16 protein-coding genes are annotated in these 14,609 nt (G+C 51.9%); 4 read left to right on the forward strand and 12 right to left on the reverse strand.

The window, feature by feature from the left end; translation table 11 throughout:
• Positions 1-19: 19 nt before the first annotated feature.
• The 5 genes from AArcSt2_RS16000 to AArcSt2_RS16020 all read right to left on the reverse strand — a co-directional run bounded on the left by AArcSt2_RS16000 (position 20) and on the right by AArcSt2_RS16020 (position 3,043).
• On the reverse strand, positions 20-586 hold the full coding sequence (locus tag AArcSt2_RS16000; protein ID WP_174653467.1) for a DUF7110 family protein: 567 nt from the start codon (positions 584-586) through the stop codon (positions 20-22).
• Positions 587-719: 133 nt separating this feature from the next.
• Complete coding sequence (locus tag AArcSt2_RS16005) at positions 720-1,064, reverse strand: glutaredoxin family protein (RefSeq protein ID WP_250586151.1); 345 nt, start codon at positions 1,062-1,064, stop codon at positions 720-722.
• Between the two features lie 71 nt (positions 1,065-1,135).
• A complete protein-coding gene (gene gfcR / locus AArcSt2_RS16010) occupies positions 1,136-1,774 on the reverse strand; it encodes a transcriptional regulator GfcR (protein WP_250586153.1) in 639 nt (212 codons plus the stop codon).
• Entirely contained in the window at positions 1,761-2,831 is a 1,071-nt protein-coding gene (locus tag AArcSt2_RS16015) for a glucose 1-dehydrogenase (protein WP_250586155.1), read from the reverse strand. Before AArcSt2_RS16015 ends, gfcR begins: the two co-directional genes overlap by 14 nt.
• Positions 2,832-2,884: 53 nt before the next feature.
• Positions 2,885-3,043: a hypothetical protein gene (locus tag AArcSt2_RS16020; RefSeq protein ID WP_250586157.1), complete on the reverse strand. Its 159-nt coding sequence runs from the start codon at positions 3,041-3,043 to the stop codon at positions 2,885-2,887.
• A 10-nt stretch (positions 3,044-3,053) separates the two neighbouring features.
• Between AArcSt2_RS16020 and AArcSt2_RS16025 the strand changes: the two genes are divergently transcribed.
• The 4 genes from AArcSt2_RS16025 to AArcSt2_RS16040 all read left to right on the forward strand — a co-directional run bounded on the left by AArcSt2_RS16025 (position 3,054) and on the right by AArcSt2_RS16040 (position 5,631).
• A complete protein-coding gene (locus AArcSt2_RS16025) occupies positions 3,054-3,809 on the forward strand; it encodes an NRDE family protein (RefSeq protein ID WP_250586159.1) in 756 nt (251 codons plus the stop codon).
• Positions 3,810-3,874: 65 nt separating this feature from the next.
• The gene (locus tag AArcSt2_RS16030; RefSeq protein ID WP_250586162.1) at positions 3,875-4,225 is read left to right on the forward strand and encodes a helix-turn-helix transcriptional regulator; all 351 of its coding nucleotides are present in this window, start codon (positions 3,875-3,877) and stop codon (positions 4,223-4,225) included.
• 3 nt (positions 4,226-4,228) lie between these two features.
• Entirely contained in the window at positions 4,229-4,630 is a 402-nt protein-coding gene (locus tag AArcSt2_RS16035) for a methylated-DNA--[protein]-cysteine S-methyltransferase (RefSeq protein ID WP_250586163.1), read from the forward strand.
• 113 nt (positions 4,631-4,743) lie between these two features.
• Entirely contained in the window at positions 4,744-5,631 is an 888-nt protein-coding gene (locus AArcSt2_RS16040) for a dihydrodipicolinate synthase family protein (protein WP_250586166.1), read from the forward strand.
• Positions 5,632-5,637: 6 nt separating this feature from the next.
• Here the strand turns inward: AArcSt2_RS16040 and AArcSt2_RS16045 are convergent, their stop codons facing one another.
• From AArcSt2_RS16045 to AArcSt2_RS16075, 7 genes are all read right to left on the reverse strand, one after another.
• A complete protein-coding gene (locus AArcSt2_RS16045) occupies positions 5,638-7,149 on the reverse strand; it encodes an alkaline phosphatase family protein (RefSeq protein ID WP_250586168.1) in 1,512 nt (503 codons plus the stop codon).
• A 230-nt stretch (positions 7,150-7,379) separates the two neighbouring features.
• Positions 7,380-8,438, reverse strand: coding sequence for a phosphotransacetylase family protein (locus tag AArcSt2_RS16050; RefSeq protein WP_250586170.1), 1,059 nt, complete (start codon positions 8,436-8,438; stop codon positions 7,380-7,382).
• Positions 8,435-10,546, reverse strand: a complete 2,112-nt coding sequence (locus tag AArcSt2_RS16055) for an acetate--CoA ligase family protein (protein WP_250586172.1) — start codon at positions 10,544-10,546, stop codon at positions 8,435-8,437. The genes AArcSt2_RS16050 and AArcSt2_RS16055 overlap by 4 nt, the downstream gene beginning before the upstream one ends.
• A 216-nt stretch (positions 10,547-10,762) precedes the next feature.
• Positions 10,763-12,043 (reverse strand): RNA-guided endonuclease InsQ/TnpB family protein, encoded by a 1,281-nt coding sequence (locus AArcSt2_RS16060; protein ID WP_250586174.1) that lies wholly within the window; start codon positions 12,041-12,043, stop codon positions 10,763-10,765.
• A gap of 160 nt (positions 12,044-12,203) precedes the next feature.
• Positions 12,204-13,223, reverse strand: coding sequence for a metal ABC transporter permease (locus AArcSt2_RS16065; protein ID WP_174653481.1), 1,020 nt, complete (start codon positions 13,221-13,223; stop codon positions 12,204-12,206).
• Between the two features lie 21 nt (positions 13,224-13,244).
• Positions 13,245-13,985 (reverse strand): metal ABC transporter ATP-binding protein, encoded by a 741-nt coding sequence (locus tag AArcSt2_RS16070; protein ID WP_174653482.1) that lies wholly within the window; start codon positions 13,983-13,985, stop codon positions 13,245-13,247.
• A partial coding sequence (locus AArcSt2_RS16075; RefSeq protein ID WP_250586176.1) for a metal ABC transporter substrate-binding protein occupies positions 13,985-14,609 on the reverse strand: 625 nt, incomplete at its 5' end. The genes AArcSt2_RS16075 and AArcSt2_RS16070, both read right to left, overlap by 1 nt.

Genomic DNA, 14,609 nt, shown 5'->3' on the forward strand with positions numbered 1-14,609 from the left:
CTGTCAGCTGACCAACTACTTATGAGATGAACTTGTTATCGCGCCAGTTGACACCGCTGTTTTCCTGTTTGTTCTGTCGAGGGCTCTCGACAACTTCTACTGTTGCTGGGCGTTCTTCGCCCTCGACAATACGGGTCGCCGTTAGGGAGCCGCCTTCTTCCGTAATCGCAGTCAGATTTCCTTTTTCGGTTTCCATTGCGAGGTCCCGAAGAACCAAGAACATTGGATACTGCAGCGCTGAGTTTTGCAAGACCGTCTCACGGTCACCTTTGAAGCAGGCAAACTCAACAAGCTCGGATGGAATCTCCTCTTCTTCATCTTGAACCCACTGTGGCCCGCCTGCGCGAGGTGGTTCTTCTTCGTACACGCGTGTTTCAGTAACACTTGCTTTCAGCTGTGCTGTCGGTGTGTACTTACTGAGATTGTCATCAGTTGAGACCGCTTTGATAATGAGCGTGTTATTTCGTCGTGTGATGTCTACGTCCTCAATCTCCGGTGGGAGGTTTGGATTCGTATCAAAATACGTTTCAACATCTTCGAGTGGCAGTTCTAGCGTCGAGTGAAGGCGGAATACGCGACCTGTCATGGTAAGTGGTTGGGTTTGGTGTTTCGGGAGTCAGTTTCCCGTGACTGCGGCGATACCTACCCTATATTGGTTTGGGAGACATATATGGCCTGCCCTTCCAATCAGTAACGATCTGTTTGAAATAAGGGGGTAGTTATTCGTCAGTAAGTGTTGCTTTGAGGTCTCCACGTTCATCTAATTCGGCGAGTATGTCGCTTCCACCGATGAATTCGCCGTTAACATATGTCTGTGGAATGGTCTCCCAACCGCTCTGTCCGTTCAATGCTGCTCGATAATGGTCAAGCGCGGGGAGCACATCAACAGTCTCAAACTCTTCTTGGTACTGACCAATGAGCTCAAGGGCACGGGCTGAGTAGCCACACTGCGGCATTAGTCGGTTACCTTTCATAAAGAGGACAACATCATTTGACTCAATGGTTTCTACAACGCGGTCTTCGATCTCATCTGCGCTGAGATCACTCCCTGGTTGGAATGTCATACATCCTATTATGCGCGTCGCTCGGAAATGTATTGCGTCACGCAGCGAAAATATGATTAAAAGAGTGACTGTTATTCGTCGCGTTCGACTTGGACAACGTTGATCAACGAGTACACCGGAACGCCATCAATCTCATCCACACCTTGTTTATCGACAAGCACCACACAGGCAACAGGGTCGCCTCCCTGTCCGCGAATTGCTTCGATCGTCTCTCGTAGCGTCGTCCCGCTCGTAACCGTATCGTCTACGATGTAGCACTCACGGTTACGGATTGCAGCGAAGTTTCTGGAAAAGCCCCCACCGAGATCTTCGATATCACCCTCCTCCCACTGATGTTTTGCGGGTGCATAGGTTCCAATATCCGTCTCTAGTTCCTGTGCAACAACGGTTGCAATCGGTGCACCTGCTTTTTCAATCCCGATCGTGAGATCAACATCATCCCCTTCTTTCGATAGGAGGTCCGCCATTGCAAAGCCAATGTGCGTCAATCGTGCGCTATCGCGGCCGATCGCGCTCCAATCAACGTGAATATCGTGTGGGCCAGTTTGTGATGTAGTTTCGGCTTTCGGTGTGCTTTTTACACCGCTTCGTTCAACGAGCCAGCTTGCGGTTTCTCGCGAGACATTAAGCTCATCTGCAATCTCTCCTTTCGCAAGCCCTCGATCGGCCAGCTCTTTTGCGCTCTCGATTAGGTCATCAACGTTCTTCATATCTACTGAATTGTACTGCCGTTTTAATAGTCGTGTCGTCATTAACGAATGCATCCGCAAACGAGTCCAACTCGTAGACACCCGTCACCAACGCATCTATAAATTCGTCATCCATCCTTTGTAGCGAGTCGACAGCCGCTTCAAAATGATGGACGTGTGAGTTGACACTGCCGATTATTGCTTTATTATGTAGGACAATCTCGCGGTGTATTTTCCCCCCGTTCACCTCAAACTCCCAGTCTCCGGGGACGCCGAGTAGTGCAGCAACACCGTTTGGTGCCAGCGCCTCTACCGAATCGAATGCGTGTTTCGCGTATCCTGTTGCTTCATAAATAAGATCCGGGGCCCCATACACATCCGGAATCGCTGCAACAGGCGTCTCATTTGAGTTGATGTACGTTCCCCCGAGCGATTCAATGATGTCGATCGTAATATCCGGCCGTTCGCGGCGGCCCAAACAGTAGGCACGATCGAATGAGTCGACAAACATTGCAAGCGTTAACAGTCCAAGACTTCCGTTCCCAAGAATAACTGCAGAGCTTGGATTCCACTCAAATGCCGATCGACTTGCACGTGCGTGCTCAACTGCCTTCTCAGTGATTGAAACAGGCTCAACAAGGAATCCGATCTCTGCAAGCTCATCCGGAATTGGAACCAGATACTCCTCGGGGCTTGTGAAGTATTCGGACATAAATCCGTGTTTTCCGACAATCCCTCGCTCATGATACTGGCCATCTGGGGCCATGTCCGGCTCACCGCGTTCGAAGTATTCATTTGGTCCGTTCGGTGCCCGTCGAACGGTTGGAACCACAACGTCGCCTTCGGACAGAGACGTTCCATTTGGATCCGCAACGACGCCAACCGCCTCATGGCCCAAAATAAGATGATCTTCGCCTTCTGGAGTTCCGCCGTGTCCCCCGGCAATGACCTCATGATCCGTCCCGTCAACACCGACACGGAGTGTCCGAACCAACGCTTCCCCGTCGTCTGGCACCGGATCAGGGACTTCAATGAGCTCTGGTTTTCCAGCGCCCGATTTGACAGCGATTGCTTTCATGTATTGATACAGAATCTATACCACCAAAAGATTTATTCTACAACGAGTAAAGGTTAACATGTCGACGAGCGCCCGTCGAGGACGGTCCAGCCCCCGTTTTCGACCAGATGCGCGTCAGCGTTCTGTCCAGCCACCCAGTCTGCGCTCGTCGCATCGTATGATTGCGTTTCTTTTCGGGCAATTACCGCCCGACCTTTTGTCTTTGAACACATATTGTGTATCGTGTGTACCTTAGCAATCGCTTGGCAATGCCTCCCTGAGACGCCGATTGCTGTCGCTGCAAACCGTGATGAGCGATTCGATCGACCCGCAAGCGCACCAACAACGTACCGCGAAACCCCATTAGTGATTGCACCACGAGACGAAACTGCGGGTGGCACGTGGATCGGGTATAACGAGTTCGGCCTTTTTGTTGGGATTACGAATCGATGGGTCGACAGGGAGGGAGTACGATCGCGTGGAGCACTCGTTGCAGATTGTCTCTCTTACAGTACCGTTGAGGAAGCTTCGTCCTTCGTCGCTGATACCGTTTTGAAACACCGCTATGCTGGGTTTAATCTCATGCTTGCGGATGCGACTGATGCAATCTTGTTCGAGTATGATGGAACACTTCGAAAAACGGTGTTTGATCCGGGTGTCCACGTTGTTGTCAACGTTGGTGCAGATGGGTCACGATTTGAATCAACATCCCATCCCGATCGTGGAACGGCCCAAGCAGCAGCTGCGACGATAGTTCGAAATGAGCTCGCAGTCAAAACGGGTGAAACCACAGAAGCGTGGCTCAAACGTGCAGGTGCTGTGCTTGGTGATCACGAGTTCGGAGTCTGCATCCACGGCGATGGATTTGGCACCCGATCGTCGTCCCTTATTAGCCTTCAAACGGATGGCGATCGGATCAGAGATAGATATCTCTTTGCGAGTGGTCCACCGTGCCAAACGGCATTTGAGCCTATTTCAGAAACAGACCGTTTGTACTGAGTTCTCAGCTGAAACGCCCGGACAGAAAGCCACCTTTATGCAAGTTGCGTCCTCTCGATAGTAGTATGAGTGTGTCCGAGATTGAGGCAGAACTGTCGGACGACGAACGAGCTGGGCTGGAGCTCATCCGCGAGACCGGAGGAATCCACCAAAGTGACTTCTGGAAAGAGTTGGACGTCTCTTCTAGAAAGGGAAGCCGAATCGCAGAGGCGCTTGTCACCTCCGATCTGATAAAACGAGAGAGTGCGGTATACAAAGGTCACACGACGTACTATCTTGAGCCTGCAACACGTGATCTCAACTTCGAACTACTGATGGCCGGCGACATGCTCTCTCCATTTATTGGCGAGGAGGATATTGACGCCCAAAGTGATGCATTCTCACAGTGGCTGATGAACCTCGCATACAGCCGGTAGGCCATGTCTCCTCCGGCTGAAGCAGATCAGTTCTGTTTTTCGCTGCATGGGCATGAGTTAGTAATCGATCGTTCACGGATCACGACTGCGGGACCACCAATTGAAACGCAGATTGACGCGTATGCGAACGGTGACCGTCGATCGTTCGATGTGACAATAACATATCCTGATGGCCTTCTCGGGACGGTACTGCGTGAGCTTGTTGAGATCCCATACGGTGAGACTCGCACCTATGCGGCAGTGGCTTCCCAATGTGATACTGCTCCCGTTGCGGTTGGGACGATGTGTGGCCAGAACCCGCTTCCACTGTTTGTTCCTTGCCACAGAGTTGTTGGAAACGAATGGGAGTGGTGGCTTTTCTGCTGCAGGCGGTGTCGAGCAGAAACGATCCCTGCTGCAGTTTGAGGCAGCGACTGCTGGTGTCGATCGGCAAACCACATTCGAATCATTTCTTTAGATCGTACGGTCTACCCTGCATGGACGCAAACCACTATCATGATTGCTCATAACATGGGTATATGGATCTCCAAACTGCACTCCGTGGTGTCACACCACCACTTGTAACGCCGTTTACTGCTGATGGGTCACTCGATGAGACTGCACTCTCCGAGTTGGTGTCGTTTGTTGTCGATCGTGGTGTCTCAGGGCTCTTCCCATGTGGAACAACCGGTGAGTTTGCAAGCTTGACGTTTGATGAGCGACTGCAGACGATCGAAACGACCGTGTCACACGCTGAGGGGGTACCCGTACTCGCCGGTGTTGCGTCCCCAAACGTCCATGATACCGTTGCGCAGATTACGGCCGCAGCAGATGCTGGTGCGGATGTTGCGGTTGTGACACCGCCGTATTTCCACACCGCAAATGCACCCCAAGGCAACCAAGCCTACTTTGAGCAGGTTGCAGCGGATTCCGAGCTCCCACTGCTGTTGTACAATATCCCATCCTGTACCGGTGCACCGATCGATCCAGAGACCGTTGTCGCGCTCTCAACACAGGAGCAATTCATCGGACTCAAAGATTCAAGCGGCGACTTTGGCTACTTTTCACAACTGCTTCGTCAGACTGCTGACCCGTTTCTGTTACTCCAAGGATTCGATAATCTCCTCTTACCATCGCTCCGTATTGGTGCCGATGGTGGGATTCACGCCCTCTCTAATGTGTTACCGAGCGTCTTTGCTGAATTAGCTGGGGCTCCACAGAGCGATCGGGCAGCCGAACTGCAGCAGACGTCGATCGCACCGCTTTTTGAGACGTGTCTTTCGGTTGGGTTTGCACCAGCAACAAAAGCGGCACTCTCGCATCGATCGGTTATTCCAACAGACGCGGTCCGGCCTCCACTCGTTGAAACGGATGCAGAAACTGCAGAGACGATTACTGCACTCGTCGATCAGGCGACCAGTATCTAATTCAATTCAGGTTGGTGGGCGAATATACTGGTCTCCTGGTCCTGTTTCTGGCTCACGGTCGGCTGGTGCTGTTCCCTCAGCAAACACGTCTTTTCGTACCTCTCCATCCATATCGTCTGGAACTGCGTGACCATGTAGGTGCAAAAGCGTCGGCGCAAGATCAAGAATCGAAAGCGAACCAATGTCCTCGTCTGAGAATGCTGGCCCATGGGCACAAAAGAGCCCTTCACGGCGATTCACGCCTGCCCACGATCGATCGCGCGCTGCGAATACTCGTCCCGTTCCAAGCGTTTCTCGGATATTCACCTGTGGAGCTTTATCAATGACTATATCTGGAGCTTCATCAGCAAATCGGCCACTGTATACCTCTTCTCCACGATATACGTCTCTTGCGATCGGCTGTCCGTCAGCACCTGTCAGCGACGTGAATGCATCTATCAGTTCAGTTCGAAGGGATTCGTACTGTGGGTCAGAGGAAGGAATGGTGAGATACACTGGCCCTTGTGCGCTTGCCAATGCAAGGGTATCATCCCATTCAACTATTCCGTGTTTGCTACCACCAAGTCCACCGCGATCGTCTGGCAGTCGATTTAACAACCACTGTGGGGCAACCGATGCAGCAACCGATTGGAGATCAATCTTTGAGAGCCGCTTATCTGCAGGAGTCAACAGCCGCTTGATCCGATCGGTTGTGATCCCTGCGGAATGAAGCGTTTCTGCAACGTCACTCTCGTACGATAGGTAGCCTTGTTCTCCGAGCCACTCGTTGATATAAAATACGGATTCGATTTTGGCATGGCCGTGGTCGCTCATGAGGACAATATTTCGATCCTCATCAGCAAGGAACTCCGAGAGATGCTCATCAATCAGTTTCCAGCCACGTTTTACGTACTCGTCGTTCCACCGATGGTGGTGTAGTGAGTTGATATAGAACGTTGTGACCTGCAGAAAATCAAGCGAGTGTTCGGCTGCGAGATCCTTTGCAACTGTGAAGCGAAGGTCAATAAGCTCCAATACGTCCTCAAATGCGTCCGGGTCGCCATCGCTGAGGGAGCCGTGTTTTGTCACTCGATACTCGTAGTTCGATCGAAGCGTATGCTCCAACGATTTTGGATGCGTAAACCCGGTGTTTTCACCATCTGGTGGCCCAGAAACAAGGAATTCACCAACGGACTTTGGTGGGTACGTTGTAGGCACATTTAAGACTCCAACACGGTGATCTGTTGCCAGCAGTTCCCAGTATTCCGTATTGTGCTGATATCGTTCCGCGGGGAGCCACACTCGACGGTTTTTGACATCCACATTCTGCCACCAAAAGACGCCAATCTTTCCAGGATTTTTCCCTGTTGCATACGCCTTCCAATTTGGCGATGTCACTGGGGGGAGCACGGATTGTAGCTCTCCAGTTACGCCATCAGCAAAGAGCCGCTCAAACGTTGGTAATGTTCCATCAGCCACCCAGGAATCGATCAATCGTCGCGTTGCACCATCGATACCGACAACGACAGTTGCGGTCATGTTATATGTACTTGTCAAGCACTGTCAAGAACACCACACACTGTTTCATGATAATCCGATCTTACGCGCGTTGCAACAGACGATGCCCGTACAAAAACCATTTTGAATAGACAACAGCATTGACTGTTGTTCGGATAGGTAACCGATCGAAAAAAGGTATTACCGTATTATAGAATTTCAAGGAGAATACCCGCGCCTTTAGGCGCGGGAGGATGTCAATGGTCTCTCTTTTAATTATCAAGTAGTAAGCCAATATCTGCACGCGCAGAGAGCAACTCGCTCATAATCTCCACAGTTCGCTCATCACGCGTTCGGCCGCTTCGGACGATCTCTTCGGCCCGATCGACAGCTGTCAACGTATCTGTGTTGAGTGCCAGTACCGGTTTTCCTTCCTCTTCTGCACGACCAAGCACAGCTGATGATGGGCGGTGTCCACCTGTGAGGATCAGACATTTCACACCAGGTGCTTCGATCGCTGCGGTGTGAATCTCTGAACGGTCACCACCAGTGATGACTGCGGCATCGCGGGCACGTCGGAAGAAGCGAAGTGCCTCATCTCCGCCCATTGCACCGACAAGGAACCGCTCAACGAACGCGTCAGTATCAACGCTCGTGAGTGTCTTTGCACCGAGCTCTGTTGCAAGCTCGGAAACGGTCACGCCTGCAAGCTCCTGCTCGTACGGAATTGCACCAAGCACTGGGATGTCTCGACTTTCGAGGAACGGAATTACGTCGGTATCCAACTCATCAAATGCCGTGTCGGAAACACGGTTGAAGAGTACTCCAGTGAGCCGATCGCCGATATCATCTGCGGCAGCTAGGATTTCGTCGATATCTCCGGGCTGTGTGTAGTCTGCGACGAGAACAACCTCCGAGTCGAGAACGTCTGCAACCTCTGGATCTGTGAGGCCAACAATACCTCCAGTCGTGAGCGAGCCACCACCTTCGACGACCATCAGGTCTTTGTCTGCTGCGAGTGAGTCATATTCCTCTTTGATTCGTGCACGCAGGTCGTCTGGGTTCTCCCGACCACGGATCGCACCATCAATGAATGTTGGTGAGTAGACGATCGGTTCGAGTTCGTGCATCTCTGCATCAAGCCCCAATAGCTCACGGGCAAGCATTGGGTCTTGGTCGAGTGTCTTCCCGACATTGCTCTGGAGTCGGGTTCCTTTTGGTTTCATGTAGCCGACCGACTGGCCGCGTTCGTTTGCAAGTGTCGCAAGCGCCAGTGCGATCGCCGTTTTGCCGGTACTTTCCTTTGTTGCGGTAACGAGTATGGATTTCATAGGCTTTCTGGATCAACGGTGAGTCTAATATCGACGGCCTTGACACCTGAATCTTCGTCTGGGCCGACGGGCGTTGCGACAAGTGGATTAATATCGAACTCCATGATTGCCGGGAAGTCCGTCACCAGCTGTGAGAGCCGCTGAATTGTCTCAACAACTCCATCGACATCAACTGGCTCTTGTCCACGTGCCCCCCGAAGCATTGGGGCTGTTTTGATCTCTTCTGTCATTTCGCGTGCTTCGCTCTCTGCGACCGGAGCAACGCGGAAGGTCGTGTCTTCGAGGATTTCCACGAAGATGCCACCAAGTCCGAACATCATCAATGGACCGAACTGTGGATCTCGGTTCATTCCAACGATCGTCTCGACGCCAGTGTCGAGATCGACCATCTCTTGAACTTGAACACCCAGCAGATTTGCATCCGGCTGATAGTTGCGGGCTCTGGTGATTAAATCTTCGAACGCATCTTCGACATCTTCGTCTTCAACACCGACTTTTACGCCACCGATATCCGATTTATGGAGGATATCTGGGCTGACAATCTTCATAACAACTGGGCCGTCGATCGACGCTGCAACCTCACGGGCATCTTCTGGATCGTCAATGATCTCTCCCTGTGGTGTTGGTATGCCGTAGGCGTCAAGCAATCCCATTGCCTCGACTCCAAGTCGATTGTCGCCTCGCTCTTTCACGCGGCTAAGGATCTTGTGTGCTTTTTCTTTATCAACGTCAAATCTGGTTGGCTCGTCATATTCACGGGACTGAATGTCGTTGTACTCTGCAAGCGCATCCAGTGCGCCGATCGCACGCGATGGATCGAAGTAGTTCGGAATCCCTGCATCCTGTAGAATACTTGCTGACGCATTCACTCGCTCGCCGCCCATGAAACACGCTGCAACCGGTTTCTGGTGTTTTTCTCGAAGTTCGACAGTCGCCTCCGCAAGCTCTTCGTAATTGAGCACCGCTGTTGGACACGACAGCACAAGCGCCATCCCAACGTTTTCGTCTGCGAGCGCAATGTCCAGTGCGTCAGTGAAGCGATCGATATCCGCATCACCGACAATGTCCACCGGATTGTAGATATTTCCTTCAACCGGGAGCTTCTCAGAGAATTCATCAAGCGTCTCCTGACTGAATGATGCCATTGAGAGATCAGAGTCACCAACCGCATCTGTCGACATCACACCCGGGCCACCAGCGTTGGTGACGATCGCGACATCTTTGTTCTCCGGCAGGGGCTGATTGGCAAGCATCTGTGCTGCATCAAACAGCTCTTGGACCGACTCAGCACGAAGGACACCCGCTTGGTCAAGACCGACCTCATACGCCTGCTCGCTCCCTGCAAGCGTCCCTGTGTGTGAGGATGCAGCCTGCGCGCCAGCGTCCGTTCGCCCTGATTTTACGAGTACGATCGGTGTGTCTTGTGTCGCCTTTCGTGCAGCGTCGATGAAGGCTCGACCATCCGAAATACCTTCGAGATAGCCAATAACGACGTCCGTCTCCTCATCATCGCCCCAATGGTCAACAAAATCAGTCTCATCAAGTACTGCTTTGTTACCCAGCGAGACGACATCTTTGAATCCAACGCCCTCGTCGTTTGCCCAGTCAAGGACTGCAGTAATGAACGCGCCTGACTGGCTCATGAACGACATGCCGCCAGGGAGTGCGTTATCCGGTCCGAATGTGGCGTTCATGCCACCAGTCGTTGACATAATTCCCAGACTGTTCGGACCAACAACGTTGAGATCGTATTTGTCTGCAATTTCACGGAGTTGTTTTTCACGCGATGCACCTTCGCCGCCTGTTTCGCCGAAGCCCGCAGTGATGACGACGACGTTCTGAACGCCGGCTTCGCCGGCTGCCTCAACAGCGTGCAGCGCAATCTGTGGCGGGACGACGACAACAGCCATGTCTGCGTCCGCCTCGGAAATGTCTGCAACACAAGAGAGGCCCAGCACCTCGTCATATTTGGGGTTGACCGGGACGATCTCACCTTCGTAATCTGCAATGAGATTCGTGGTGACCGCTCGTCCGATCGACCCCTCACGTGCGGTTGCACCAATGACCGCGATGCGATCGGGTGCGAACAACTCGGTTAGGGTTCCCATCAGTTCAGCCTACTCACTGAGTCTTCTTAAAGAACGGTGTGGTTCTTGTGACACGGGAATCGGTATACAGTCACGTTCCACTATATTCATGAAATATATAGAATTATCACAACAAATCAGTCCAAATATGGATATTTACTAGTAGTTTGTATTTCATTGACATCCTCCACACGACTAACGTCGTGGGATTCCCGACCGCCGTTGGGATATTGTGGTTTACGACGTGACCTGTTCTTGAGGTGCGAACGCACCAGCTTCTTTGTCAAACAAGAACGTCGATGGCTGTGCCAACCAGCCGTTACTCCTATTCACCGATAGATTCGGTGAACTCGGAGATACTTTTTCTCGAATGTTCTCAGCACCGTTCACATCAGCGTTCGCTACCGTGCCACACTCATTGCACACGTACAACCCGCGTTCAACACGGTTTGAATCACGCTTACGACCACAACACGAACACGACTTCGACGTATCCCGTTCCGACACGTACTCAACCGTTATACCTTCCATCTCGGCTTTGTAGTCCAACAGGTCGCTGAAGCGGTTAAACGCCCACGAATGCAAGTCCAAGTTCCCATGTTTGCCCCAGTTCTTCGCCTCACCGTGCTCCTCGTCCTCACGAATACCAGATATATCGCCCACCACGATCGTTCCAACACGTTCGTCCACACACCGTCGAACGATGTGTTTGGAGAGTGTGTGGAAATAGTGGGTGCGGCGAGCCGACTTCTTCTGGCTCAACCGAGTAGCTTGCTCGGAGTCCGAGTCGTCACACCGAGCAATACGTTTGCTGAAGTAGTAGTCGTCTTGTTTTAGGCAGTTGAGCGGATACAACTCGGCGTGGCCGTCCTCGTAGGCGAGGGCGGCGAAATTGTTGATGCCGAGGTCAACACCTACGGTCTTCTCACCGGGTGCTTCCAACACTTCGATTTTGACTTTACAGACCAAGTGGAGTCTCCACTCGTTACCTGTCCAGACGCCCCTGACTTGTTGGACGTTCTCCACGGTGGAGAGGTCAACGTCGGGGCGAGTTTCGTACTCGCAGAGGATGAAGTCCGACCAATATTCTTTAAGATTCGAACCTTTTGAGAGCCGAACTCGGTTGTACTGGGTGTCGAGTTTAAAACCCGCGGCTTTGAACGTGATCGTGCTTCGTGGGTGTTCGTCACCGTGTTTGCGGTAGCCGGGCGGGTTCGCTTTTGTGTCTCCGTTGCGTCGTTTGCCGTACCAGCCGTTGAACGCTTCAGCGAGTTCTTGAAGGACTCGTTGACTTGACTGAGAATGCAGGTCATCGTAGCGCTCGTGGCTCTTGAGGTACGCAGTGAGTTCGTCGTGTTCTGGGATGTAGTCGATTTCGTCCCAGACACGACTACACGTCCAGCGTCCGACGTTCCAGAGTTTCGAAGCGGCGAATCCGAGCGAATCGAGGTCGTCAGACACCTGTTGCTGATTCTTGATGGAAGCAGTGTAGGTGCGAGTAACGACCTGTTTCGCCATACATAACCTATGTAGAGAAACCTACTTGAAGGGATGGATTACGCAGCGTGGAATATCCTGCCCTGCTATCGAACAGTAGACAGTCTAGGGGGTGTCGGATTCATCCCACGACTTCAGTCGTGGGCTTTCTCCTCGATGTTCTGTAACCGTCAAAAGAATGTTAATGCGCTGACACGGTTGAAAGGCCCCGCTCCGAGAGAATAACTGCTGCAGCATAGAAAAATACTGCAATCATCACGATCGATCCACCTGCAGGAAGCCCTGCTTGATGCGCAGCGAGTATCCCAACAATCACTGAGAACTCACCGACGAGAATCGAAATGTAAACCGCTTCTCTGAAGCTCGTTGCGATCTGCGAGGCCGCAGCGACTGGAACAACCAACATTGCTGCGACCAATATCACACCCAAAATCTGCATTGCGCCCACAACAACCAGTGCGGTCAACACAACAAGCAGTGAGTTATATAGTGAGACATCAAACTGTGCAACCTTTGCGGCCTGCTCATCAAACGTAATAAACAGCAACTGCTTGTATTGTGTTCCAACGACAGCCAATACAATTGCGCTAAGGCCGAGCATCATTGCACCGCCGCTTGGATGAACAACACTTACATTACCAAAGAGAACGCCTTCGATCGAAATCCCAGTTAGTCCCCCACCGAAACTAATGACGAGCGTCCCGAGTGCAAAACTTCCACTCAACATGATTGCAATTGGAACGTCACCGTAGGAACTCGATCGATCGGCTAGATACTGCACAATAAAGGCACCAATGATTGCCACAACCAGTGCCGGGACGAGATAGCTTGTCTGAATGCCTGTCACAGATGTAAACAAGAGCCCAATTGCGACACCTGCAAATGCGGTATGTGCAAGCGTTTCTCCAATGAGCGCCATCTCTCGATGCACAATATACATCCCAATGAGTGGGCCAACAATTCCGATAAGCGCACCGATTGCGACCATTCGCCAGCCAAACCGGAACGACAGTAGTGTGAAGCCTGTTAGTTCTGCGATCGATCGGCCGACTGAGACAAATAGGCCCGCAATAGTGCCGCTGGTAAGCCCGTATTCAAGGAGTGTGTCACTGAGCAGAAACAGAGATAGAACTGCAACAAGTGCACAGATCCCAACAGTTGCTATTCGTAAAACCCGGAGTCGTGGTGTTGTCCGTTGCATTGCTAAAGATATTGTAGAGTGCTAGTGGTGATGATGAACAATCCGCCCGGATGCTCCGTAGGCATCTGCAAGTGCATTACTCTCAACGAACGACGCTGTATCGCCATGATGGAACAGTTCACGGTTGATGCAGGCAATTCGACTTGCACGATCCGTAACAACTCCAATGTCGTGTTCGATTAGGACGATTGTGATTCCGTTGTTGTTAAGATCGTCTAACAGACCATAGAATTGGTCTCTGGATTCGGCATCAACACCAACTGTCGGTTCATCGAGTGCGAGAAGGTCCGCTTCCGAAGCGAGTGCGCGAGCAATGTATGCCCGCTGTCGCTGTCCACCGGAGAGCGCATTCACACGACGATGCTGTAGAGTATCAATATTGACCGTCTCCAATGCATCGTCAACGATCGCATGGTCGTCCGCTCCGAGCCGTCGCGAACCAACATGTGAGAAGCGACCCATCTCGACAATTTCACGAACGGTGACGGGCATACTGGAGCCCTTGTTCGTCGATTGTTGGGAGACATACCCGATTCGATGTCCCTCATCGAACGCATCGATTGGCGTTCCAAACAGCTCCACAGACCCGGTGTCTGGCTCTAAAAGCCCCAACATAATGTGAAGCAGCGTTGTTTTTCCGGAGCCGTTTGGCCCGATAAGCCCGAGGAACTCACCTGTTTCAACCGTTAGAGAGACGTCACTCACTGCGGGGGTATCCCCGTAGGATAGCGAAACGTCCGTAATGTCAATAACTGAGGTCACTAGTGTGCGTCAAGCGCTGCTTCGAGGGTCGGAAGGTTAATCTCTTCCATCTGCTCGATATAGCCCCACCCATCATCGTTCCATTCTGGTGTACTTCCCTCCGCTGGTGTCAGTGTTGCAACCTCTTCTGCATCGCTCTCTGCAACAATCTGTTGTGCGAGGTTGTCAGACTCGAAATAGTCATACGTTACATGAGAGATTCCAAGCTCATTGACGAGTTCGATCGAGTCAATAATGTCTGACGTTGTCGCCTCATCCTGTGGTGAGACTCCCTGCGGTGAGTGAATCTCGAAATCATAGCGTTCTGCGAGATACTGCAACGAGTCGTGTCCAGCAAGAACGAGTGTGTCTATGTGTTTATGAGCAAGTGCTGACTCAAACTGTTCGTGGAGGTCTTGGAGCTCGTTTTTGTAGGCCTCTGCGTTGTCGTAGTAGTCGTCGGCGTTGTCTGGATCTGCCTCTGCAAGACCATCTGCAATGTTGTCAACACATGTCTGCGCAAGTACTGGATCAACCCACACGTGCGGGTCATAATCACCATGTTCGTGATCGTGGTCATGGTCATGGTCGTCGTCGTCGTGATGGTGATCGTCGTGGTCGTCGTCGTGATGGTGATCGTCGTGG

Source organism: Natronocalculus amylovorans, from assembly GCF_023638035.1.
Taxonomy (GTDB): domain Archaea; phylum Halobacteriota; class Halobacteria; order Halobacteriales; family Haloferacaceae; genus Natronocalculus; species Natronocalculus amylovorans.